The following is a 24,367-nucleotide window of genomic DNA, read 5'->3' as shown; positions in this document are numbered from 1 at the left end:
TGTCATTGTACGTTCACCTCCCTTCAAGGTGATCATTTATTTTAGATTTGTTCGTATAGACTTAACATTGGCATCATAATCGCTGCGACGATGAAGCCAACAATTCCTGCAAGTAAGACAATCATTAGTGGTTCAATGAGTGACTTTAGTGCATCAACGGTACGATCTACATCATCTTCATAAAACTCAGCCACTTTTTCTAACATATAGTCGAGTGAACCTGTCTTCTCACCAATGAGAATCATCTGCGTCACAAGCGGTGGGAATACCCAACTTTTTTCTAATGGTTCTGCGAGTGAACTTCCGCTTTCAAGCGACTTCTTCGCCTCACGCAATACTTTTTCAATAATGGGATTGGCTGAAATTTTCTCCACAATCGTTAGTGCATTTAAAATCGGTACAGAACTACTAAAGAGCGAAGCAAGTGTACGTGTCATACGCGCAATCGCAGCCTTTTGTAATACAGGACCGAAAATCGGTGTTTTTAATAATACATAGTACACACCAAAATGGAATTGCTTGTTATTTTTAAATAGGAAACTGAACACTGCGATGATTGCAATGAGAATTCCTAAGAATAGCCACCAATAAGCTTTCAGCGCATCACTCAGTCCGAGTACAAATATTGTAATCGGTGGTAAATCGGCACCAAAGCTCGCAAAGTTTTGTGTAAACTGTGGTACAAGCCATAGCAACATGAATGCACCGACACCTAAAATTAAGATAATGAGCATAATCGGATACATCATCGCTGATTGAATTTTCTTTTTTAACTTGAATGTTTTTTCATAACTGCCTGCTAAACGATCTAGCGTATCGTCCATGTTCCCTGTCGCTTCCCCTGCTTTCATCATGTTAACGAATAGCGTAGGGAATACTTTCGGGAATTTAACAGCAGATGTTGAAAAGGCAATCCCAGCACGTAGATCGTCTTCTACTGTATAGAGTGCTTTTTTCAGCGCCTTACTCTCCGTCTGTGCCGCTAAGATATGAATCGACTCGACAATCGAGACACCTGCACGTATCAATGTCGCAAACTGACGACAAAAGATGACGAAGTGCTCCATCTTCACTGCATTCCCAATGGTTAAATCCAGATGTAGAATACTGCTCGACTCTTTTACTTCACGCGGACTAATACCTAAATCACGAATCTTCGCGATTGCCTGTGTTTTACTCTCTGCTTCCACTGAGCCCTTCTTTTGTTCACCAAGTTTTGAGCGCCCAGAATATTTATAAACGGTCATCCTAAATCACCTGTACGCATAAACGTCTGCGCTGTTTCGAAGTCGATTTTACGTTCCGTTAGTAATTGTTGAATTGATGTGTCAAGCGTATGCATCCCTAGCGAACGCGATGTCTGCATAATATTCGAAATTTGGTGAACTTTATCATTTCGAATTAAGTTCGCAACAGAAGGGGTTTGAACTAACACTTCTGTCGCTGCGATACGCCCTTCCGTATCAATACGACGGAATAGACGTTGCGATACAATTCCTTGTAAGACATTGGCTAATTGAACACGAATCTGTCCTTGTTGATGTGGCGGAAAGACATCAATAATTCGGTCGATTGTTGTCGGTGCACTACTCGTATGAAGCGTCGCCATAACTAAGTGACCTGTTTCAGCAGCTGTAATCGCTGTTGAAATCGTATCCAAATCACGCATCTCTCCGACTAAGATGATATCGGGGTCTTGACGTAATGCGGCTCTTAATCCATTGGCGAAACTTTTCGTATCTGAACCAACTTCACGTTGATTGACAATGGATTTTTGATGACTGTGTAAATACTCGATTGGATCTTCTAATGTAATAATATGTTTCGCTTGATTTTTATTAATAAAATCAATCATGGCAGCAAGTGTTGTCGACTTACCTGAACCTGTTGGACCTGTTACAAGAATAAGTCCTTGTGGCTTTTCGCATAAGCGATATAATACTTGCGGCATATTTAATTGCTCAATCGTCGGAATCGTTGAGTCAATCTTACGTGCAGCAAGCGTCAAACTATTGCGTTGATGATAGGCATTCATACGAAAACGACAGCGGTTTTGAAGTGAGTAGTTGAAGTCGAGTTCACGACGCTCTTCGAATTCTGCCAGTCGAAATTCAGGAATAACGGATTTCACCATACGCTCTAAATCATCTGGCAATAACTTTTCTTCTCCATAAGCTTGTAGTCTTCCATTTACACGAAAAGTAGGTGGAATTCCGACTGTAATATGTAAATCGGATGCATTCATCTCATCAGCTTTCGTTAATAATTCAATCATGTCTTTAGACATCTTTGCACCCTCCTACTTAATCTGTAACGACGCGAATGACTTCTTCAATGGTTGTCAAACCGTTCAATGCTTTTTGTAAGCCATCATGTACGAGTGGCTCATATCCTTTTTTCATCGCATTTTGTAAAATTCCATTTGAAGCGGCACCTACTAAAATGAGTTGCTTCGCTTCTTCATCTAATTCAAATACTTCATGTAGCGCAATTCGACCGCGATAGCCTGTGTGGTTACATGCTGGACATCCTGTTCCTGCATGCACCTGTGTCGAATGGAAACCATATTTTAATAACACTGCTTGTTCTGTTGCAGTGACATCACGTGTACGACCACAATCTCGGCAAACACGACGTACAAGACGCTGTGCCACAATGCCTTCAAGTGAAGACGTAATCAAATAAGGTTCGATACCCATATCTTTTAAACGGTCAATCGACTCAATTGCACTATTCGTATGAAGTGTACTAAATACTAAGTGACCTGTTAATGAAGCACGTGTCGCCATCTGTGCTGTCTCCGTATCACGAATCTCACCAATCATAATGACATCGGGATCTTGACGTAAGATGGAGCGTAAACCAGCTGCGAATGTTAACCCGACTTCTTCACGCACTTGAATTTGGTTAATACCTTCTAATTGATACTCCACCGGATCTTCAACCGTAATAATATTTAGCGCTTCATCATTCAAATCATTCAATGTTGCCGATAACGTAGATGATTTACCAGAACCTGTTGGACCCGTAATAAGAACGATACCATTCGGCTTACGTATCATACGCTCAAACTTCTGTTGATTCTGTTCCGAGAATTTCAAACCACTAATTGAGATTTGTGCATTCTTCGTATCCAACACACGCATTACCACTTTTTCACCGTAAATGGTTGGCAATGTCGATAGACGGATATCAATCGCTCGCATTTGCGCTTGAATTTGAATACGCCCATCTTGTGGTAAACGACTCTCCGTAATATTCAAATTCCCCATAATTTTTAAACGGGCAATGACCATATTTTGCATACTTTTCGGTAATGAACGTTCTGTTTTCAACATACCATCTACACGAAAGCGAATGCGGAATTCGTTATCTTGCGGGTCGAAGTGAATATCACTCGCCCCTTGTACAACTGCATCGTTAATGATTTGATTCACAAGTACAACAATCGGTGAATCTTCTGCCACAATGTCAGAATTGTCTTCTTCCGTTGTACCAACTAAATCACTGAGTGCCGCATCCATCGTTGCTTGTAATTCATAGTATTTACTAATCGTTTTATTTAAATCTTGTTTTGTCGCGATACAAGGCTCAATACGGAACCCTGTCAACATACGCAATTCTTCAATCGCAAAGTAATCCATTGGATCTGCCATTGCCACAAATAATTTGTTTTTCTCTTTTCGTAAAGGAACGAGTAAATAACGTTTCGCAATTTCTTTTGGTACTAATTGTATGATTTCCGAATCAATAGGGAACTGCCCCAAGTTCACATGAGGTATTCCTAACTGAAATTCAAGGACTTCGATTAACGTTTGTTCGGTTACGAGCTGCTCCTTAATCAATACATCACCCAGTCGTTCATTCGGTTGTTTGATTGTAAGTGCGTGTTGTAATTGATCTTCCGTTAATACATTCGCTTCGACAAGTAAATCACCTAGTCGCTTTCTTCCTTGTTTCACTGATTGCGCCCACCCTTCTATTTTTCAACGGAATAAATGTAATAGTAATAATCTTCATCTTCTGAATAATCCACAGTCGCATTTTTCAATTCATCTGCTGTTGGCTCATTCGGCGGTGGCGTTGGTGTTACTACATCGTCCTCTGTCGGTACTTCTGTTATATCTTCATTTACTTCAAATGAACCATCCACTGTCAGATTCTGTGTCACTGATTCTTCCACAATCACTTCTTCATTCGACGTTTCAATCACTTCATGGATTGGCGCGTAATAATTATTACTCATTAATGTTCGTTTTGTTTCGCCCTTCTCTGTTCGAATTTGACGATATACAGAGATTGTTAATCCATCTTTCGCTTGTTGAACAGACTCTGTCACACCCGCTCCTAGTGATTCGTTATAACGATAAATCACACCACTCGGAATCGATTCCTCGTCTGCTGTGTATACTTTTACATCTGGCTTTTTCTCTCCTGCTGCGATGTAAAACTTCACATTCAATGTATTTCCTTCCACTTCTGCACGCATCTTAATGGAAGAATCACGTGACACAATGAACTTTAAATCATATTGCTTAGACGGTTTAATAACAGCTTCCATTCCTGGCTCTGTATAGTTCTGCTGTAAGAGTGCTTGATGACGTTCCGCAATTTCAAATCCTGATTGTAATGCATTTTGATAAAGTGCAGATGCCATAATACTCCCTAAACGAATACTCTCTGGCACGCCAACTTGTTGGAAGAATGACAATTCCTGATTTGGCTTCACTAATACACCATTCACATTTTTCGTCATTTGCGTAATCGACTCTACTTCATCTTCCTTCAAATTGATAGAAGCAGATGAGATTTCAATACCTTCTTCAAACGAAAAATTTTTTCGTTCAATTTTTAGCGGTCGATTCGGTAAAAGCGCAACTTGTTTCAGCAACTCTTTCATTTGTAAATCCGTTTCGTCCCCTAAAATCGGCTGTAGCTTTTGACGTAAGTTTTCTGTTTCGTTCACTACTAGGTCAACAGACGCACTTGGTGTAGGAGACCAAAAGTCATACCATGGTTTATCAATCTTTTTCAATAAATCATTAACAGATTGCTGTACATCAAAATTAAAATCTTCGCCCGACACCGTCACTTCATTTCGACCAATCTGGATGATAATATCGTTCTTTTGCCACACATCCACAATTTTCTGCGTTTCTTTTCGCATCTCTTTTTGCGACATCCCACTTACATCGACTGGACCAATTTTCGCCTGACTACCACTCGCTTGTACTGATAATGTATGTATGAAAAATAGCGTCATAGTACCTAAAATCGTAAATATGACGATTCTCTTAAATAGACTCATGTTGAATCTCCTTTAAATGCTTTTTATATGGAAAATATAACTAATATTTGCTTTAATAATTATAATATAACTCAAAAAAATGGAAACTTCCATAACTATTAGCATATTTTTAAATTTTTTTGTGACAAAATACGAAAACGAATAGTGTTTTTTGACTATATTTTTATTACACACTATAATAAGAAGGATATATTAGGAAACTACATGTTGGGGGAATTAAGATGCCATATAATAATGAAAAAGGATTTTCACTCGTAGAAGTAATGGCTGCTTTTGTACTAATTAGTATCATTTTGATTTCTTTTTTTACACTGTTCTTTAAAGGCAGAGAAACAACGGTCGAGTCGAAGAAGACAATTGACGCTACATACACTGCACAACAAGAGATGGAGTCGATTTATGCAACAACGAAACAAGCTTCTAATGCAAGCATGAAAAACATTTTATCTACATTACAATACCAAATGAAAAGCTGTACAAACCCATCTAAGACGATTTACACAAATGACACAAAATATAAAAATGAAGTGGTCGTTGTGGAAGTATTTAAAAACGCAAAAATTGATACATTACGCAATGTGATGGTGTCGGTATATGACCAGAAAAAAGTGACAGATCCATGCCAATCAAAAGTGAATCCGAAAGCACAGATGGAGAATATTATGAGAGCAGGTGATTAATATGAAAAATGAAAAAGGCTTTACACTTGTCGAAGTATTAGCAGTGATTGTCATTTTGGCGATTGTCGGCTCCATTCTATTCAACTTGCTCACCTCCTCCAACAAAGAATATAAATCACAAGTAGACGATACAACGAATTTGAATGAACTCTCTTTTATTATGAAAGAAATCACACGCGATTTTAGAAAAACAAAAATTGTCGACATTCAAAATAATCAGGTTGTATTTAAAACAAAAGAAAATAATCAAGAAAAAGTCATTGCGACCTACACAAAAACAGGCGATACATTAAGTAAAAACGGCTCACCTTATCAAACGAAGATTCGTTCATTCTGTGTTCAAAGTACGAAAGAACCTTCAAAACGAACACCAGACTGCCTGAGTACATCAAAAACACCGAGTGCACAGGAAGGAATCTATTTAAATATCGAAAATACGAACGGCAAAAGAGTGGAAACGACACTTTATTCTAGAGGAGGATAAACGATGCGAAAATATGTAAAATCGAATGATGGCTATGCCCTTGTCATTGCCCTACTCGTTATTACCGTTGTCACTGTACTCGGACTCGGTATTTTAACAACGACGAGCTCATCGAAGAAATTATCGGAAGAAGAAAGTAAAGACCAAACAGCATATTACATTGCGGAAGCAGGACTGAATCAGAAGAAAGAGGAATTGAAGGATGCGAAAGTGATTTATGATGATTTTGTTAATTCTTCGGAAGTAAAAGGCCAAAAATTAACGAAAGAGCAGTTTGTCAGCAAATTAAGAACATTTGTGGAAGGACGACTCTCAGATCTATTAAAACCAGTTGAGTACGGTACAGATCTATTCAAACGAAAGAACGCGAAAGCAAATGTGAAAACAGTAATGACCGTTTCAGAAACTGAACTTAAATTCACGATTACATCAACAGGAATTATCAAATCAAACGATTCCACAAACGAAAAGAAACGAACAGTTCAGTCGGTGGATAGTTATAAGTTAACAATTACTGAAAAACCAGCCGAAGAAGAATTTAGTTTTTCTAAATATGCCATTCATGCTATAAATAATTTAGACTTATCAAATGGTAGCATTATAGGCAATTTAGGTTTTTCTGGTCCTCAGCCGTCAGATATTAAATATCCATTTACAAGTAATTCAGGAAGCGTTTCTTATACTGGTTCAACATCCGGCACTACTTACAGACCTTGTAGCTGGTGGAAAGAGAACAATATTTGTGGGGACTCTTCTTATCAAGGAATTTCAACTGCAATAAAAAATAAGGATGTCACTTTCAATGATTCTAAAATGCCTAAAATCCCTGACTTTCCAATAAATAAATTTATTTCATTAAATGACATTACAAACCTAAATTTACCTAATAATATTCAACAAGGTATCCCTAATAAAAATCCTATTCCTTCTGGAAATTACAAAGTTAGTACCCAAGATTTTTATAAAAATTCTTTGAATATTGGTAAAAATAATGTGAATTTTTACATTGAAAAAGCAGATTTTGATTATAGAGATATTAATATTGAGGGTGAAGGAAATATTTCTATTTTTTCAAATTCATTTTCCAAGGGTAGCGGTAATATAAATTTCTTTGGCAATTCAATAAATATTTACACAAAAGGTAACTTTTCTCTTTCCGGTTCTGCAATTTTAAAATCAGCGAATAACATTAATATTTATTCCGCAGATGAATTTTCTCAATCAGGTAGTGGTCATATATCTAATGCTAAAAATTTAAATATATATTCTAATAAAGTTACATTCGGCTCTAGTTCCACAATGAATATGACAGAAAAAGTAAATATTTTTGCATATGACTCTCTAAAATTAAATAATACTACTACAATAAATAGTAAAGAAACTAATATTTACTATACTGGAAATAATAAACCTACAATAAATGGTGGTTTTGAAAATGCTGTTAATTTAGATTTTTTATATGCGCCTATTGATATAAATGGAGGGATAAAGCTCTCTGGGAATATTATATTACGAGGAGATAATGATATCGCTAAAAAAGATGTTAGAATCAGTGGAGGAAGTTCTACAAAAACTCCCCTTTATTTTTATGCTCCAAAATTTAATATTAATGTAAGTGGTGGGGGTGAAATTACGGGGGCTCTTATAGGGAACAATATAACTATGTCTGGTGGTACTAAAGTAATTTATCAAAAACCAAATATAGATAATGATAATTCTGGTACAGGTGGGGGGGCAAATGGTCAAATCGACTCCTCTTTAACACCAAACTCTGATAGTGGTTCAGTCGAGGTTAATAATCCTTAAATAATTGAGAAGAAATCTCCTAGCGAGGTTTCTTCTTTTTTCATATCAAAAAAACCGACTTCAGCATCTCATGCCGAAGTCGATTTTTTATTTCACTACATATTTCACAATGACGGGTTTCACTGTTTTGTTTTTCGTTGTGCGTACATTTTTCGGATCAAGTGTCATGTAATACGTGCCTTTTGCGAGTGTTTTCGTCGCTTTCACTGTTGTATATTTACCTGAGGCACTCGTCGAGAAGGTGAAGCCTGATACTTTCGCACCGTCTTTATATACTGCATATGCCGATGTACGAACTGTCGACTTTTTCACTGGTGTTGCCCATATCCATGTCGATGTTTTTTTAGTTTTCAATGTTGTATAATTCGTTGCTTTGATTCGACTTGATTTTTGAGTACTTGAAACAATCGTTGCGCCGACTTTTTTACGGTATACTTCAACACTTGTTTTTTGTGCTTTCGTTAATTGATTTGTAACGGTATAGAGTGGAATAAATTCCGTTACATAATGAACTGTTTTTTTATTATTCATATTTTGAACGATTGTTTTAATTTTGGATTGATTCACACGAACATATTTAGCGGCTGCTGATTCAACTGGTTGTACACTCGCTGTTAAAATTTTAGACGAAAATTGTGCGAGTCCGTAACCATATATTGAGTCAGGTCCTTTTACGCCTAAATCTATTGCATTTGCATAGAGGCGATTTTCTAGTTGTTTCGCAGATTCTTTTGGATACGCTTGTTTTAATAATGCGAGTAAACCTGTCACATGTGGCGTTGAAAACGATGTGCCTGAGCCGGTAGATGTACCGCCACTGTATGCAAGTGATGTAATATCCGTTCCCGGTGCTACAAGGTCTAATACACTCCCCGTATTGGAGAAGTAAGACAACTTTTTCGTCTTTTCAACTGAACCAACTGCTACAACACCTGGGATCGCAGCTGGATAATCAATTTGATTACGTCCGTCATTCCCTGAAGCTGCAACGACCATTACACCTGCATCCAATGCTTTTTTCACTGCGATATATAATGGATTGTCGCTTACTTTTTCATTCGGTAATAATAAATCCGCTTGAGAGATTCCCATCGAAATATTTAAAATATTGACTTTTTGTTGGATCGCATAGTTGATTGCTGTCATGAAGTCGATTAAATCGGCTCCGTCTTTGCCGTCAATATTATAACTATATAATTCAACACCAGGTGCCACACCAATTACATTGCCCGCTTTTCCTGGTTGTGCTGCGATAATACCTGCAACAAATGTACCATGTGATGTAGCACTCGATGCATACGTAACTTGACTTGAGTCAGAAATAATCGTTTTGCGCTGCACTTTTGGAAGGGCTATATGATTGGCTATACCTGAGTCGATAATTCCTACTTTAACGCCTTGACCATCCAATCCTTTTTTCCATGCATTTTGAACAGTGATTAATTGTTGGTTCCAATTCGTTGTGAAATTTGCGAATGGTACGGGAAGTCCAACATCTTGTGTACGTAATTTTCGTGTACCTGTATGTACAACCTCGATTTGTTTAGAAGCTTCTAATTTTTTAATTTCTTCTTTTGAAAATGTTCCAACTACTGCATCAATTGCATCTAATTTTTTTGCGTCTTCCACTTGATCTAAAACAAGTTCCTTCCCTGCCTCTGACTTATAAAAAACAGATACGTGTTCTACTTCTTTTTCGGCATGAGCTGAAATCGGTTGAAAGCCAAGCCATGCTAGAAAGAGACTGCCGACTAGAATTTTTGTATATTTCACATGAATCTCCCCTTTCTCTATCCAAATTATATCATCAGATGTATAAATTGAATATATTTTTCTACACAAAAAGCACTAGCTTATTTTCATAAGCTAGTGCTTTAGTCTAAACATTATACTTGTGGTTCATCTGAACCCCATTGACGTTTTTTCTTCTCTACATTCACTTTACCACCAAGCTTTTTCATTTGGCGTACTTTTAATACATACCAAATCTGTGCTGCGATGTAAATAGATGAATACATACCTGTTACTAAACCAATTAGTAACGCGATGGAGAAGTTTTCAATTGATGGTGCACCAAAGATTAATAATGATACAACAACAATGATGACTGTCATTACAGTATTAACCGAACGACCTAATGTTTGACGTAATGATTTATTGACAATATTAGCTAAATCATCTGGTGTTTTAATAACTTTTGCACGATGTAAGTTCTCTCGAATACGGTCAAACGTAACAATCGTATCATTAATTGAGTAACCAACAATCGTTAGAACTGCTGCGATAAAGGTCATATCGACTTCTAATCGGAACAGACTGAAGATCGCTACCATGAAGAATACATCATGAATTAGTGAGGCAATCGCACCAATACCCATGCGCCATTCGAAGCGAATTGCTACATAGATAATGATTCCGACTGCTGCAATCGCAAGTGCATACATCGCATTACGTGCAATCTCTTTACTTACGTCTGGCGATACAGAACTTACAGAAGCTTTATAACCAAATGCTTTGTCTGCGGCTGCGTTCATTTTTTGGACATCTTCTTTTGAGAAGTCTTTATCATAACGAACAGCTGCATATTCTGATTTGTCACCACTAATGACAATATTTTTAGATGGGAAGCCTGTTTTATCTAAGAATTTCTCTACTTCTTGTGTTGTCAACTTATGTTCAGATTGTAATTGAACACGCGCACCACTTGAGAAGTCGATCCCTAAGTTTAGTTTAAAGATTCCTAGAACGACTAAACCAGCTAAAATAAGAACAGCTGAAATCGTGAAGAAACGCTTACGTGTGTGAACGAAGTCGAATCGGTCGAATTTCGTTTTTAAATCGAGTGTATCAAAGCCTTCTTCAATGCCATGAATACTTGATTTTTTCACACCAAACCATGTTTTCTTATTATCTAAGTAACCACTGTTTACAAGTAAGCCAAGTAATACACGTGTACCCCAAACAGCTGTTAAGAAGCTGACTAAGATTGTAATGATTAATGTTGTTGCGAAACCTTTTACTGTACTTACACCGAAGATGAATAATACGCCTGCTGCTAATAATGTTGTAATGTTCGCATCAAAGATTGCAGAGAATGAGTTTTTCGAACCTGCTTTGAACGCTTGTTTTACAGACTTACCAACACGAATTTCTTCTTTTAGACGCTCGTACATGAGGATATTCGCATCGACTGCCATACCTACCCCTAATACTAAAGCGGCGATACCTGGTAATGTTAATACAGCATTAATCATGTCTAAAATCCATAATGTGATGAATGTGAAGACACTTAATGTCACGATTGCGACAGCACCTGGTAAACGGTAAACAACTAACATAAAGAAGAAGATAGCTAAAACACCAATGATACTAGCCAGTACTGTTGATTTTAAAGCATCTTGGCCAAATTGCGCCCCTACTGATGTTGAGTACACTTCTTTTAATTGAACAGGTAATGAACCTGCATTTAAAATACCTGCTAAATCCTTTGTTTCTTGTACAGTAAAGTTACCTGAAATTTGAACATCTGTTGTGTTCAGAGGATTTTGTACAGACGCAGCTGAGATAAATTTAGGCTTTTGACCAGCAGCTTCTTTTTTGGCTTCTTTTTCATACGTATCACCTTTTTGGTAATCTAACCAGATGACCATTAAGTTTTGACCAGGTCCACGTTGTGAAAGGTCTGTTGTGATTTCGCTGAATTTTTTCGCATCTTTTAATTTTAATGATACGATTGGTTGATTCGTTTGAGAATCGAAGCCATCACTTGCTCCACCTTGTTTTAAATCGCGACCATCTAATAATAGCTTATTATTAACGTCGCGGAATGTTAGGTTCGCTTGTGTTGCTAATAGCTCTCGTGCGGCATCTTGATCTTTAACACCAGCTAACTGCACACGAATGCGATTACCACTCTCAATTTGAATACTTGGCTCACTCACTCCAAGCACGTTGACACGTTCTTGAATGGCCGTTACAGTGGCTTGTAAATCTTTTTCTGTAATGGGCTTAGCACCTTTTAAAGGTTCTACTTGATAAAGAACTTCAAATCCACCTTGTAAATCAAGACCTAGATTAATGTTCTTTACGATGCCTTCTGTTGTCGCTCCCATTGTTGCAAATAATGCAATGACAACAATGAAGAAAGCAACAATTCGACTTCTCAATTTCATGTATAAATCCTCCCTGAACATTTAACACATCGCTTGTTCTTAAATGCAGTAATATAATACCAATATATTATTACTATAATGGAATAACGTCAATTTGTCACCGTTATTCGTAACAGGTCTATTATGAAACAGTGCTTTCCTGCTGTCAAACCTTCTCAGTAAATTTTTTCTAACTTTCGAGCAATGCGGCAATTTCTTCTTCTTCTAATTCAGCAAATGGTGTCATTTTATATGATGTTTGCTCAATATATGTACAATATTGCTGTTTTGTTAAAGCTAGTAAATCACTGACCATCTGGTGAATATGCATTTCTTCCTCTGATTCCACATCACACCATTGTTGATGAACAAAATAGTGCCATATAACAGATGGATTCGGTTGCTCCACACCTTGAGCCTGTAAATCTTCACACTTCATATTTAAAACCGTTTGCAACTTCTGAAACAATGATTCGAATGGCATCATGTAAAATGCGCCTCCTCTACATTAGAAATACACGGACTGTCCAAATAAGCATTGCCACGATTAATATGGTCATAATCACATAGCCTAAAAAGCGTAAACGTTTTTCAGACTTTGAAACTTTTGCATAGGTTTGGCTATCCGCCATCTTTCGTGGTCTTTCATCTTTTGTAGGCATAAAACATTCGCTCCTTCAAACGTGAGTTGATTCTATTATTTCACATTTTTCAGATAAAAGCGATTCATGACCTATCTATTATGACCTTTATACCATCTTTATTATATTACACCTTTAATTCCAATTTATTCAAACAAAAAACAGTCTGGGACAAAATATTTCACTTCCCGTTTTAACGTTTGCAACGAAAAACTGGAACCGCGCCACAGCGCGATTCCAGTTTTTCTTATGCTCATATGGAATAGTGTTTTTACACTTATGTCCCAGCCTGTCTTTTATACACTGATTATTCAGCTGCGTCGTCTTCTACAACACGACCAATTGCTGCACGCTCAAAACGCATTTTTGTACCGTCTTCTAATACAACTACTGCTGTTTTATCGTCAATTGCATCAATCGTTGCATGTAGTCCCCCGATTGTAATAATCTTGTTCCCACGTGATAAAGCTGCTTGCATTTCTGCTGTCTTTTTACGCTGCTTTGACGCTGGACGGATTAACATGAAGTACATTAACGCAATGATAATGATCAATGGTAAGAAGTTACCTAAAGCTCCAAAATCCATTCTTCTATTCCCCCTTTCTCTTTCTCATTCATTATTATACAAGAATCAGAAATTTTTTGCATTCGGTTTATTAAACCCGTATTGTTCAAAGAATTCTTCGCGGAAGTCTCCTAAACGGTCTTCACGAATTGCTTGACGTACTTGACGCATTAAGTTTTGCAAGAAGTGCAAGTTATGTGTCGAAGTTAAACGGATACCGAATGTTTCATCTGCCTTAATTAAGTGACGAATATATGCCTTCGTATAGTTTTTACATGTGTAGCAATCGCACTCTGGATCAAGCGGTGTAAAGTCTTTTGCATATTTTGCATTTTTCACGACAACACGACCTTGGCTTGTCATGCACGTACCGTTACGTGCAATACGTGTTGGTAATACACAGTCAAACATATCAATACCACGAATCGCACCATCGATTAATGAGTCTGGTGAGCCAACACCCATTAAATAACGTGGCTTATGCGAAGGTAGTAATGGCGTAGTATATTCTAACATGCGGTTCATAATTGGTTTTGGTTCGCCAACTGATAAACCACCAATTGCATACCCTGGGAAGTCCATAGAGACTAAATCTCTTGCAGATTGTTTACGTAGCTCTTCGAATTCTCCACCTTGTACAATACCGAATAGTCCTTGATCTTGTGGACGTTCATGTGCTTCTAAACAACGTTCTGCCCAACGAGAAGTACGTTCAACAGAAGCTTTCATGTATTCGTATGTTGCTGGGAATGGAGGACATTCATCAAAAGCCATCATAATATCTGAACCAAGTGCATTTTGAATCTCCATTGCTTTTTCTGGACTAAGGAACATTTTGCTACCATTTAAGTGGTTGCGGAAATGTACCCCTTCTTCTGTGATTTTGCGCATATCGCTTAATGAGAATACTTGGAAACCACCTGAGTCCGTTAAAATCGCACGGTCCCAGTTCATAAACTTGTGAAGTCCGCCTGCTTCCTTAATAATCTCATGTCCTGGGCGTAGCCACAAATGATAAGTGTTACTTAAAATAATTCCTGCGCCCATTTCTTTAATTTCTTCTGGTGCCATCGTTTTTACTGTTGCTTGTGTACCTACTGGCATGAAAGCTGGTGTTTCAAATGAACCATGTGGGGTATGCACAATCCCTAGACGTGCTCCCGTTTGTTTACATGTTTTAATCAGTTCGTAGCGAATTGGTTGTTCTGACATAAATTAATTTCCTTTCTTTTGTGGACGAATGAACATCGCATCACCAAAGCTGAAGAATCGGTATTTATTTTCAACAGCGATTTTATAAGCATTCAGTACGTTTTCACGACCTGCTAATGCACTAATCATCATCACTAAAGATGATTTTGGTAAATGGAAGTTTGTAACCATTCCGTCGATTGCTTTATATTCAAAACCAGGGTAGATAAAGATTTTTGACCAACCTGACTCTGCGATAATTTGACCATTATTATTTTGCGCGACTGTTTCAAGTGTACGTGTAGATGTTGTACCTACTGCGATGACACGTCCACCGTTCGCTTTTGTATCATTGATGATTTGAGCTGTTTCAGCTGGTAAGTTATAAAACTCCGCATGCATATCATGTTCTTCAATCGTTTCAACACTTACAGGACGGAATGTACCAATCCCTACATGTAAAGTTACAAAAGCAACTTGTACACCTTTTGCACGAATGGCATCTAAAATTTCATCTGTAAAATGCAGACCGGCTGTCGGTGCTGCTGCTGAACCTAGTTCTTTTGAATAAACCGTTTGATAGCGCTCTTGGTTATCTAACTTCTCATGAATATAAGGTGGTAGAGGCATTGTACCTAACTTTTCTAAAATCTCAATGAAGATCCCTTCATAATTAAACTTGAAAAGTCGACCTCCATGCTCTAATTCACCTGTGCATTCAGCTGTTAATAGACCATCACCAAATGTGACAACGGTTCCCACTTTAATACGCTTAGCGGGCTTCACTAATGTTTCCCATTCGTCATCAGCTGTTTGCTTAATGAGTAGCACTTCGATATGTGCCCCTGTTTCTTTCTTTTCACCGATTAAACGAGCAGGTAGTACGCGTGTATCATTTAAAATTAGGCAGTCTCCTGCTTCTAATTCTTCCACAATATGCGGGAAGTGATGATGTTCTACTTCACCTGTTTCTTTATCTAATACCATCAATCGACTTGCAGCACGATTTTCAAGTGGTACTTGCGCAATTAATTCTTCTGGTAATACGTAATCAAAATCTTCTAGTTTCATCGTTACTTCCTTCTTTTCATTAAGTTTCTGCTGGATACGCGTATCCGAAATGTGTATAAGCAAGTGCTGTAACCATACGACCTCTTGGTGTTCGTTGAATGAACCCGATTTGCATTAAATAAGGTTCGTACATTTCTTCAATTGTCATCGATTCTTCACCAATACTTGCAGAGATCGTATCTAAGCCTACAGGACCTCCTCTAAAGCGTTCAATCATTCCCTCGATTAATTTGCGGTCAATATGATCTAAACCGAGTGGGTCGACTTGTAGAAGCTCTAAAGCAGTCTGACAGAGTGATACCGTAATCTCACCATCTCCTAAAACCTGTGCATAATCACGTACACGCTTTAATAAACGGTTTGCAATACGCGGTGTTCCTCTCGAGCGTCTTGCTAATTCATTCGCTGCTTGGTCATGAATTGCAACACCAAATAAGTCCGCACTTCTTTTTACAATTTCGGCAAGTGAGGGTTCATCATAATAGTCCAACCTTAATAATACACCAAAACGGTCGCGAAGTGGTGCAGATAATGCGCCTGAACGTGTTGTTGCACCAACTAATGTAAATGGTGGTAAATCAAGGCGAATAGAGCGTGCTGTCGGACCTTTACCAACTACGATATCGAGGCAAAAATCTTCCATCGCTGGATATAGCACTTCTTCAATCGCACGCGGTAGACGGTGAATCTCATCAATGAATAACACGTCTCCCGGTTCTAATGAACTGAGAATCGCAGCTAAATCTCCTGGTCGTTCAATTGCCGGTCCACTCGTCATCCGAATATTAACACCCATCTCATGTGCAATAACTGCCGCAAGCGTCGTTTTCCCAAGTCCAGGAGGTCCAAATAATAGTGCGTGATCGAGCGACTCTTCACGCATTTTTGCCGCTTCAATAAAGATGCGTAAATTCTCTTTTACTTTTTGTTGTCCAATATAACTATCAAGTGTTTGAGGTCTTAATGAAAGTTCTAATTGTTCATCTAATTCTGTAGACTCACCTGATACAATCCGTTCCTCCATCAATCTGCACCTCCTATTTTTGTTTTAATAATATTTTGAGCGCTTCCTTCATGTAAGCTTCTGTCGTATGTAATTGCTCATTTTCATCTAGTTGTGGCTTCACTTTTGCAAGTTCACGCTCTGAGTAACCAAGTGCTGTTAAAGCAAGCATCGCTTCTTCAAGTTCATGTTTATTCGGATTCACGCCAAATAACGGTAATTCATCTTCTGCGCTCGGTAATTCTACATGTTCAAGTAATGCATCTAACTTCCCTTTTAAGTCGAGAATCATTTGACGTGCTGTCTTCTTACCGACACCTGGGAACTTAATTAAGAAAGCTTCATCTTCTTGTTCAATCGCTGTAATTACTTGCGATGGATGTCCACTTGCAAGAATCGCAAGTGCACCTTTTGGTCCAATCCCTGACACTTGAATCAACTTACGAAATAGCTCACGCTGTTCAAGTGACGTGAAGGCAAATAGTTGCTGTGCATCTTCTCTTACACTTAGATGTGTAAATACTTGAATTTCCTCATTTGATACATGAAAAGCATACGGGTTTGGTGTATTCAATTGCCAGCCTACACCTGTCACCTCTACAACAATGTATTCGGGTGTTACACGCGTAACAGGCCCTTTTATATAATCATACATACACGAATTCTCCTTTTCATAGCCTTTTGCATTATAGCATAATCCGTCGTGCGCTAAAAACAAACACACATTCCCATAGTAGCTATCATACCACAATTCACGAATGCTTTCGAACGATTATAAGGTGATTCATTTTTAAAAATATATGATATGATTAACAGCGTAAAAGCATTCAATCGAGGTGTTAATCATATGAAAAAATTATTAGGTGAAGAACGTCGTGAAGCCATTATTACGATTCTGAAAAATGAACAACGCCCTGTCACAGGGACAGCACTTGCGAAACGAACAAATGTATCGCGTCAAGTGATTGTGAATGACATGGCGCTCTTAAAAGCAAAGGACGAACCAATCATGGCGACAAGTCAAGGTTACGTCTATTTATCTGAACATCCAAATCATCGTGTGTTTGAACGCGAGATTGCGAGCTTCCATACACCGGAACAAGCAGAAGATGAACTGAATACACTTGTTGATGCAGGGGTAACGGTTAAAAATGTAACGGTAGAACATCCCGTATATGGTGAAATTACGGCATCGATTATGGTATCAAGTCGTTATGATGTGCAACAATTTATTCAAAAAGTGACCGCAACTGAAGCAAGCCTTCTAATGAATTTAACAGAGGGTGCTCATCTACACGTGATTTCAGCTGATGATGAGAAAAAATTAGATGCAGCGATTGAACAATTACATCTAAAGGGTTATCTATTACCTGAAGCATAATAAAAAACGAGGCGAGTGTTTCCACACTACCTCGTTTTTATTTTTGTTGATACGTATAATAACTACCTAATGACTTAACCGAACAGCCAAGCGCTCTCAATTCTTCCATCGCACCCATCATTAAAGGTGCATGCTCGTCTTCTAGTAAGTCAACGATGAAGAAATAATCACCAAGTCCTGTTTTTAATGGACGAGATTCAATCTTACTTAAATTGATTTGACGCCATGCAAACACAGATAATACTTGATGCAATGCACCCGAACGATCATTTGGTAACTTAATCATCAACGTTGTTTTAATTGGTCCCTGATCCGCTTCACGTTCAATACGGTCATTACGCTTCGATAATACAAAGAAACGTGTATGATTAAAATGGAAATCATGAATATTTTGTTCTACAATTGCCAAATCATACTGTTTCGCCGCTGCAATATTCGCAATTGCTGCGATATTATTCTCTGGATGTTCTGACACATATTGTGCCGCTGCTGCTGTTGAAGTCGTTTGACTTAGTGGTACAGAACGATAATGGTAATGCAAAAATTTATGACACTGCGCAAGGGCGTGTGGGTGCGAATATACGCGCTCCATCTCACCATAATGCGCTGCATGATCTTTATGTACCATTAAATGCTGCTCAATCGGCGACAAGACCTCTGCCGCAATATACAAATCTGCCTCATGGAATAAATAATCAATCGTCAGTGGTACTGTACCCTCTAAAGCATTCTCTACGGGTACCACTGCACGATCAACTTGTCCTGAGTCAACTGCTTCAATACATTCTGGAATTGTCTTAAAAGGGATTGTCCAATCGTTTGGAAACAATTCTTTTGTCGCCAACTCCGTAAATGTACCCTCTGGGCCTAGATAAGCCACCCGATTCTCCCACTCTTTTGATTCCAACACAAAAGCCCCCTCTTATAACGCGCCTGAACTAATCACTTCTGCTGATTCAACAAAATCAAGTTTTTTCAGACTTTGTAATAAGTCGTCTAAATCAACATCCATTGCAGTCACGTCTAAGGACAATGTTACATTGGCTCTACCTTGAATCGGAATTGTTTGATGAATAGTCAATACATTACAATGTGTATCGGTAACTGTAGAAAGAAGTCTAGCTAATGTACCTTTACGATCCTCTAATTGCAAGAACACTGTTAAAATGCGTTCTTGAACAATTGAGTGAAAGGGGAAAACAGCATCTCGATACTTATAAAAAGCACTCCTAGATAAATCAACCTGTTTCACAGCATCCCAGATAGATGAGACGCTTCCTGATTGTAGCAAATGTTTAGCTTGCAACGTTTTGTGCATCGCATCTGTTAAAACATCTTCACGAACTAAATAATATCTTTGATCCGCTACATTTTTCATCTTTTTCCCCCCTGAATCGTTTATTCTACAAATTCAAATTCAAATTTTAAGATACGAACGGTATCGCCATTTTCAGCACCTTGTTCACGAAGCTCATCATCGACACCCATACCACGCATTTGGCGTGCAAAGCGACGAATTGATTCTTCACGACTAAAGTCTGTCATTTTGAATAGACGTTCGATTGTGTCACCACTTAATACAAAAGCACCGTCATCGTCGCGTGTTACAACGAAATCTGGTCCTTTAATTTCATGTTTGTAAAGTACTGTAGCATCTGTTTCTTCCTCTTCATCATCGTGTAGTAGGAACTCAGGTGTTACTTCTAGTAATTCATACACTGCATAAAGTAGTTCTTGTAAACCTTGACGTGAAACAGCTGAGATTGGGAAGATTTGAATATCTTCTCCTACTTTCTTTCTAAACTCAGCTAAATTTTCTTCTGCATCTGGCATGTCCATTTTGTTGGCTACAACAATTTGTGGACGTTCAGTTAAGCGTAAATTATATTGCTCTAACTCGCGATTAATCGTTAGGTAATCTTCGTATGGGTCGCGACCTTCCATCGCTGACATATCAACTACGTGTACAATAACACGGGTACGTTCGATATGACGTAAGAATTGGTGTCCTAAGCCCACACCTTCAGAAGCGCCTTCAATTAATCCTGGTAAGTCAGCCATTGCAAATGATTTGCCATCCCCGACTTGAACCATTCCTAAGTTTGGTACAATCGTTGTAAAATGATATGCACCAATTTTTGGTTTTGCTGAAGATACGACTGATAGTAAAGTAGATTTACCTACACTTGGGAAACCAACTAAACCAACATCAGCTAATACCTTTAACTCTAATATAACATTAAGTTCCTGTCCTGGCTCTCCTTTTTCAGAAAGTTCTGGCGCAGGATTTGCAGGTGTTGCAAAACGTGAGTTACCACGTCCACCGCGTCCACCGCGTGCAATGATTGCTTCTTGTCCGTGTTCTACTAAGTCGGCAATAACGCGACCTGTTTCTTCTTCTGTTACGACTGTACCTGGTGGCACGCTAACAACCATTGGCTTTGCACCGCGACCATGTGCGTTCTTGCTCATACCGTTCTCACCTGGTTCAGCTTTGAAGTGACGTTTGAATCGGAAATCCATTAACGTACGAAGTCCTTCATCTACTTTGAAGATAACGGCTCCACCGTTACCACCATCGCCACCTGCTGGTCCACCATTTGGAACAAATTTTTCTCGACGGAACGCGACCATACCATCGCCACCGTCACCGCCTTTAACATAAATCTTTACGTGATCGACAAACATTATTTACTTTCCCTCCTTACTTCCTATGACACGATAACGCCACACTGTATCTGAATACTCCTCATGGATTACACTTAAATCTTCTGATTGAATCGGGATTGAAAAATCGCTTTTTTCAAAATGTCCCTTCATCTCGACTGCAATCTCCACTTTTTGTTTCGTAGACATCACATAGATATGACAATTTTGTTCAACAAACGGGTCGATTGTTTCATGTACAGACTGTAGCGAGCTCTCTAAATAATTACGCAGAGGAACGTCCCACTCTGTTGGAGCGCTATCGGAAATATCGCTCTCCATTGTAATCGTTATAGAAGGAAAACGCCACTGACATGTCTGAAGCCATTCGATTAAATGCGCACATTTCAGTCCATTTATAATTGAAAATCGTTGATATTTTGTTGAGAGTTGGTCAACAAGTTGATTGGCTTCTTCGACATGGTCTAGAGCCAGATTCATTTTGATTAATTGTAATTGATTTAAAAAATCATGTTGAATGTGCCGAAGCACTTCATTTACGGATAGTGGCTGATCTATCACAAGTAAACACTCCTTTAGCGAGATGTTCTTGTTGTTAGTATAACAATTTTTTATGAAAATTTCTCTATTGAGCGAAAAAAATTCGGTATTTGCATCTGAAGCAAACACCGTTTTTTCACCACAAAAAAGGACTGCATTACTGCAGTCCTTAACTTTTAAATTAAGCTTCTTGTGCTACAGGATACACGCTAACTTTCTTCTTATCGCGACCGTAACGTTCGAATTTAACAATGCCGTCTACTTTAGCGAATAAAGTATCATCGCCACCACGACCAACGTTTTCACCTGGGTAAATTTTTGTACCGCGTTGACGGTATAAAATTGAACCAGCAGAAGCGAATTGACCGTCAGCACGTTTAGCGCCTAAACGTTTTGACTCTGAATCACGACCGTTTTTTGTAGAACCTACACCTTTTTTAGATGCGAAGAACTGTAAGTCTAATTTCAATAACATAATGTTCCACCTCCTACAGCATTTTATATTTTAATTCGATATAATCTCCATAACTAGCAACCATCGTATAAAACTGGGTTACCATTGTTTGAAGAATTGTTTGCAGTTTTGCGTCTTGTTCAGGAGTTAAATCGGCAGGATCCACAACGACTGATAAATAGCCGCCTTCTTCACCTTGCTCGATTCCCGGCGTAATTTGAAGTAGTTGTCCAATCGCATTTGCACTACCAAAGGCAATAGCAGATGCGCCTGCACAAACTAAATCATGACCAGGTTCACCTGAATAGGCATGTCCTGAAATTTCAAAGCCATATGATTCTCGATTTTCATTACTATGAATTTCTACTGTAATCATAACTTTTTCACCTCACTAATAATTAAGCGTTGATAGCTTCAACTACTAGTTTAGTGTAAGGTTGTCTATGACCTTGCTTACGACGGTAGTTCTTTTTAGCTTTAAGTTTGAAAACAGTAATTTTCTTTTGACGACCTTGTTTTTCAACTTTAGCTGTAACTGTTGCACCAGCTACGAATGGAGCTCCAACTTTAACGTCGTCACCACCAACGAAAAGAACCTTGTCAAAAGTTACCACTTCACCAGCTTCAGCGTTGATTTTTTCAACGTAGATTTCTTGGCCCGCTTCAACTTTGATTTGTTTACCACCTGTTTCGATAATTGCGTACATAACTGCACCTCCTCAATAGACTCAGACTCGCCTTCAAAGGTGATCTAAAAGATACTTGAACCTCGTCAGTGCGGTTGTAGCACGGGTGCTACATAACATATGAAATAATACCATACGGTTTTAAAGTCGTCAAGTTACTTTCGTATAATAACGTATATTCTTCTATTTATAACAACTAAAATTTTTTATTGTACGAAAAAAGCGAATTTCTAAACCTAAAACGGTGAAATTCGCTCGCATCTTTATTTTGAAAATAAAGCTTTAAATTTAGTGAAGATTCCTTGCTTTTCTTTTTCTAGTGTCATTAATGGTACAGACTCACCCATTACACGTCTCACGATATTACGATAAGCTTTCCCCACTTGTGTAGATGGTTCTAACACAATCGGTTCCCCCTTATTCGAAGATGTAATAACGCGATCATCATCTGGAATAATACCAATTAAATCGAGTGATAGATGCATTGTAATCTCATTAATATCAAGTGTTTCGCCGCGATCCATCAGGTGCGTACGAATACGATTAATAATTAATTTGGGTGGCTCGATATTTTCTTGCTCTAATAAGCCAATAATGCGATCTGCATCTCGAACAGCTGAAATTTCTGGCGTTGTCACAACAATCGCTCGTTCAGCACCCGCAATTGCATTGCGGTAACCTTGTTCAATTCCTGCTGGGCAGTCAATTAAAACATAGTCAAATTGTTCTTTTAACTCATCGATTAAATCTTTCATTTGTTGCGGGTTAACCGCATTCTTATCCGCTGTTTGTGCAGCAGGTAATAAATATAGTAATTCTTCAAATCGCTTATCTTTTACAAGTGCCTGATGAACTTTACATCGTCCTTCAATCACATCGACTAAATCGTAGATAATACGATTTTCTAACCCTAAAATAACATCTAGGTTACGTAGTCCGATGTCTGTATCGACTAAACAGACGGACTTCCCTTGCAGTGCCAATGCAGTCCCTAGATTGGCAGTGGTTGTTGTTTTACCAACTCCACCCTTACCGGAAGTAATTACAATAGCTTCTCCCACATTAGCTTCCTCCCTTAAACGTAGACAAATTCGGTCTAATAATACGCAGTTCTTGAAGCCTTTTAATGCCAATTGTCTCGTCATCAAGTAAATAAGCACATTCCATTTCTGGTGTTTCAGCCAACTCTTGCTTTTCATTCGTCATGATTTCAAGAACATGACCAATTGCTAAATGTGTAGCGGATAAAAATGACGCTCCAATAACTGCCTCACAGTTGCCATTTTTCCCTGCATGTGCTCTTCCTTTTAACTTTCCTAAGACATAAATACTTCCGCCTGCTGTAACTTGTGCATTCGGATTTACATCTCCAACAATGACAAGATCTCCTTCTGAACTGACAGTTTGACCAGAGCGTACGATGCCAATATATGTAGAAGACTGACTTTCCATTATACGCTGGTTCGATTCTTCAATCGTAATGACGTCACTTTTCACTTTCGATACGCGAACATTCAATGCTTCCTGTACTGCTTGAAGCAATTCATTCATTTGTTCATCTGTACAATAACGGTTTCCGATTGCAATCTGGACCTCTACTTGTTCATCAAGACGATCTTCTGCAAGCTTTCCTTCCAATTCACGCAATAATTCCTCATAGCCACATTGGTCGTCTAATTTGAGGACAAAACCTTCTTTTGTCCCCTTTAGACTGACAAGTTGTTTCGTTGTCAAAAAAG

Annotated in this window: 26 protein-coding genes and 1 other annotated feature; of the genes, 4 read left to right on the top strand and 22 right to left on the bottom strand. The window is 38.4% G+C overall.

Annotated elements, in window-relative coordinates:
- Positions 1–41: 41 nt before the first annotated feature.
- From ACKVQX_RS04960 to ACKVQX_RS04945, 4 genes are read right to left on the bottom strand one after another with little or no spacing between them, the layout of a single operon-like run.
- Positions 42–1,247, bottom strand: coding sequence for a type II secretion system F family protein (locus ACKVQX_RS04960; protein WP_409136063.1), 1,206 nt, complete (start codon positions 1,245–1,247; stop codon positions 42–44).
- Positions 1,244–2,287 carry a type IV pilus twitching motility protein PilT gene (locus ACKVQX_RS04955; protein ID WP_068452357.1) on the bottom strand — a complete coding sequence of 348 codons (1,044 nt, stop codon included), beginning with the start codon at positions 2,285–2,287 and terminating at the stop codon, positions 1,244–1,246. The genes ACKVQX_RS04960 and ACKVQX_RS04955 overlap by 4 nt, the downstream gene beginning before the upstream one ends.
- A 16-nt stretch (positions 2,288–2,303) precedes the next feature.
- Positions 2,304–3,962, bottom strand: a complete 1,659-nt coding sequence (locus ACKVQX_RS04950; protein ID WP_409136062.1) for a GspE/PulE family protein — start codon at positions 3,960–3,962, stop codon at positions 2,304–2,306.
- 17 nt (positions 3,963–3,979) lie between these two features.
- Positions 3,980–5,308, bottom strand: coding sequence for a VanW family protein (locus ACKVQX_RS04945; protein ID WP_409136061.1), 1,329 nt, complete (start codon positions 5,306–5,308; stop codon positions 3,980–3,982).
- A gap of 221 nt (positions 5,309–5,529) precedes the next feature.
- On the opposite strand from ACKVQX_RS04945, the gene ACKVQX_RS04940 reads away from it, so the two are divergent.
- From ACKVQX_RS04940 to ACKVQX_RS04930, 3 genes are read left to right on the top strand one after another with little or no spacing between them, the layout of a single operon-like run.
- A complete protein-coding gene (locus ACKVQX_RS04940) occupies positions 5,530–5,988 on the top strand; it encodes a prepilin-type N-terminal cleavage/methylation domain-containing protein (RefSeq protein ID WP_409136060.1) in 459 nt (152 codons plus the stop codon).
- Between the two features lies 1 nt (position 5,989).
- Positions 5,990–6,472, top strand: a complete 483-nt coding sequence (locus tag ACKVQX_RS04935) for a type II secretion system protein (protein WP_068452343.1) — start codon at positions 5,990–5,992, stop codon at positions 6,470–6,472.
- Between the two features lie 3 nt (positions 6,473–6,475).
- On the top strand, positions 6,476–8,278 hold the full coding sequence (locus ACKVQX_RS04930) for a pilus assembly PilX N-terminal domain-containing protein (protein ID WP_409136059.1): 1,803 nt from the start codon (positions 6,476–6,478) through the stop codon (positions 8,276–8,278).
- Between the two features lie 87 nt (positions 8,279–8,365).
- Here the strand turns inward: ACKVQX_RS04930 and ACKVQX_RS04925 are convergent, their stop codons facing one another.
- From ACKVQX_RS04925 to ruvA, 9 genes are all read right to left on the bottom strand, one after another.
- Positions 8,366–10,051: a S8 family peptidase gene (locus ACKVQX_RS04925; RefSeq protein WP_409136058.1), complete on the bottom strand. Its 1,686-nt coding sequence runs from the start codon at positions 10,049–10,051 to the stop codon at positions 8,366–8,368.
- 113 nt (positions 10,052–10,164) lie between these two features.
- Positions 10,165–12,450: a protein translocase subunit SecDF gene (gene secDF / locus ACKVQX_RS04920; RefSeq protein WP_409136057.1), complete on the bottom strand. Its 2,286-nt coding sequence runs from the start codon at positions 12,448–12,450 to the stop codon at positions 10,165–10,167.
- A 169-nt stretch (positions 12,451–12,619) separates the two neighbouring features.
- Positions 12,620–12,916 (bottom strand): post-transcriptional regulator, encoded by a 297-nt coding sequence (locus ACKVQX_RS04915; protein WP_068452331.1) that lies wholly within the window; start codon positions 12,914–12,916, stop codon positions 12,620–12,622.
- Positions 12,917–12,932: 16 nt separating this feature from the next.
- Complete coding sequence (locus ACKVQX_RS04910) at positions 12,933–13,091, bottom strand: hypothetical protein (RefSeq protein WP_156422332.1); 159 nt, start codon at positions 13,089–13,091, stop codon at positions 12,933–12,935.
- 286 nt (positions 13,092–13,377) lie between these two features.
- Complete coding sequence (gene yajC, locus ACKVQX_RS04905; RefSeq protein ID WP_068452329.1) at positions 13,378–13,656, bottom strand: preprotein translocase subunit YajC; 279 nt, start codon at positions 13,654–13,656, stop codon at positions 13,378–13,380.
- A gap of 45 nt (positions 13,657–13,701) precedes the next feature.
- Positions 13,702–14,847, bottom strand: coding sequence for a tRNA guanosine(34) transglycosylase Tgt (gene tgt, locus ACKVQX_RS04900; RefSeq protein WP_068452320.1), 1,146 nt, complete (start codon positions 14,845–14,847; stop codon positions 13,702–13,704).
- Between the two features lie 3 nt (positions 14,848–14,850).
- Entirely contained in the window at positions 14,851–15,897 is a 1,047-nt protein-coding gene (gene queA / locus ACKVQX_RS04895) for a tRNA preQ1(34) S-adenosylmethionine ribosyltransferase-isomerase QueA (protein ID WP_068452317.1), read from the bottom strand.
- Between the two features lie 19 nt (positions 15,898–15,916).
- Positions 15,917–16,921: a Holliday junction branch migration DNA helicase RuvB gene (gene ruvB, locus ACKVQX_RS04890; RefSeq protein ID WP_325943292.1), complete on the bottom strand. Its 1,005-nt coding sequence runs from the start codon at positions 16,919–16,921 to the stop codon at positions 15,917–15,919.
- A gap of 13 nt (positions 16,922–16,934) precedes the next feature.
- Positions 16,935–17,555, bottom strand: a complete 621-nt coding sequence (ruvA, locus tag ACKVQX_RS04885) for a Holliday junction branch migration protein RuvA (RefSeq protein WP_285215235.1) — start codon at positions 17,553–17,555, stop codon at positions 16,935–16,937.
- Positions 17,556–17,747: 192 nt separating this feature from the next.
- Here ruvA and ACKVQX_RS04880 point away from each other — a divergent pair, with 192 nt between their 5' ends.
- A complete protein-coding gene (locus tag ACKVQX_RS04880) occupies positions 17,748–18,281 on the top strand; it encodes a transcription repressor NadR (RefSeq protein WP_068452306.1) in 534 nt (177 codons plus the stop codon).
- Between the two features lie 37 nt (positions 18,282–18,318).
- Here the strand turns inward: ACKVQX_RS04880 and pheA are convergent, their stop codons facing one another.
- The 9 genes from pheA to ACKVQX_RS04835 form a co-directional block, all read right to left on the bottom strand.
- The gene (pheA, locus tag ACKVQX_RS04875; protein ID WP_068452303.1) at positions 18,319–19,188 is read right to left on the bottom strand and encodes a prephenate dehydratase; all 870 of its coding nucleotides are present in this window, start codon (positions 19,186–19,188) and stop codon (positions 18,319–18,321) included.
- A gap of 15 nt (positions 19,189–19,203) precedes the next feature.
- Positions 19,204–19,659 (bottom strand): ACT domain-containing protein, encoded by a 456-nt coding sequence (locus ACKVQX_RS04870; protein WP_068452300.1) that lies wholly within the window; start codon positions 19,657–19,659, stop codon positions 19,204–19,206.
- Between the two features lie 20 nt (positions 19,660–19,679).
- On the bottom strand, positions 19,680–20,969 hold the full coding sequence (gene obgE / locus ACKVQX_RS04865) for a GTPase ObgE (RefSeq protein WP_068452297.1): 1,290 nt from the start codon (positions 20,967–20,969) through the stop codon (positions 19,680–19,682).
- A gap of 3 nt (positions 20,970–20,972) precedes the next feature.
- Entirely contained in the window at positions 20,973–21,509 is a 537-nt protein-coding gene (locus ACKVQX_RS04860) for a Spo0B domain-containing protein (protein WP_068452294.1), read from the bottom strand.
- 160 nt (positions 21,510–21,669) lie between these two features.
- On the bottom strand, positions 21,670–21,963 hold the full coding sequence (gene rpmA, locus ACKVQX_RS04855) for a 50S ribosomal protein L27 (protein WP_068452291.1): 294 nt from the start codon (positions 21,961–21,963) through the stop codon (positions 21,670–21,672).
- Positions 21,964–21,976: 13 nt separating this feature from the next.
- Positions 21,977–22,318: a ribosomal-processing cysteine protease Prp gene (locus ACKVQX_RS04850; protein WP_068452288.1), complete on the bottom strand. Its 342-nt coding sequence runs from the start codon at positions 22,316–22,318 to the stop codon at positions 21,977–21,979.
- Positions 22,319–22,340: 22 nt separating this feature from the next.
- Positions 22,341–22,649 carry a 50S ribosomal protein L21 gene (rplU, locus tag ACKVQX_RS04845; RefSeq protein WP_068452285.1) on the bottom strand — a complete coding sequence of 103 codons (309 nt, stop codon included), beginning with the start codon at positions 22,647–22,649 and terminating at the stop codon, positions 22,341–22,343.
- Positions 22,650–22,662: 13 nt separating this feature from the next.
- Positions 22,663–22,735, bottom strand: a sequence feature (ribosomal protein L21 leader region).
- A gap of 156 nt (positions 22,736–22,891) precedes the next feature.
- The gene (minD, locus tag ACKVQX_RS04840; RefSeq protein WP_068452281.1) at positions 22,892–23,689 is read right to left on the bottom strand and encodes a septum site-determining protein MinD; all 798 of its coding nucleotides are present in this window, start codon (positions 23,687–23,689) and stop codon (positions 22,892–22,894) included.
- 1 nt (position 23,690) lies between these two features.
- On the bottom strand, positions 23,691–24,362 hold the full coding sequence (locus ACKVQX_RS04835; RefSeq protein WP_068452278.1) for a septum site-determining protein MinC: 672 nt from the start codon (positions 24,360–24,362) through the stop codon (positions 23,691–23,693).
- Positions 24,363–24,367 lie beyond the last annotated feature (5 nt).

Origin of the sequence: Kurthia sp. ISK08 (assembly GCF_046159805.1) — a bacterium.
GTDB classification, from domain to species: Bacteria; Bacillota; Bacilli; order Bacillales_A; family Planococcaceae; genus Kurthia; species Kurthia gibsonii.
The sequence above is the reverse complement of the archived record's forward strand: the minus strand, read 5'-3'. Positions and strand labels throughout refer to the sequence as shown.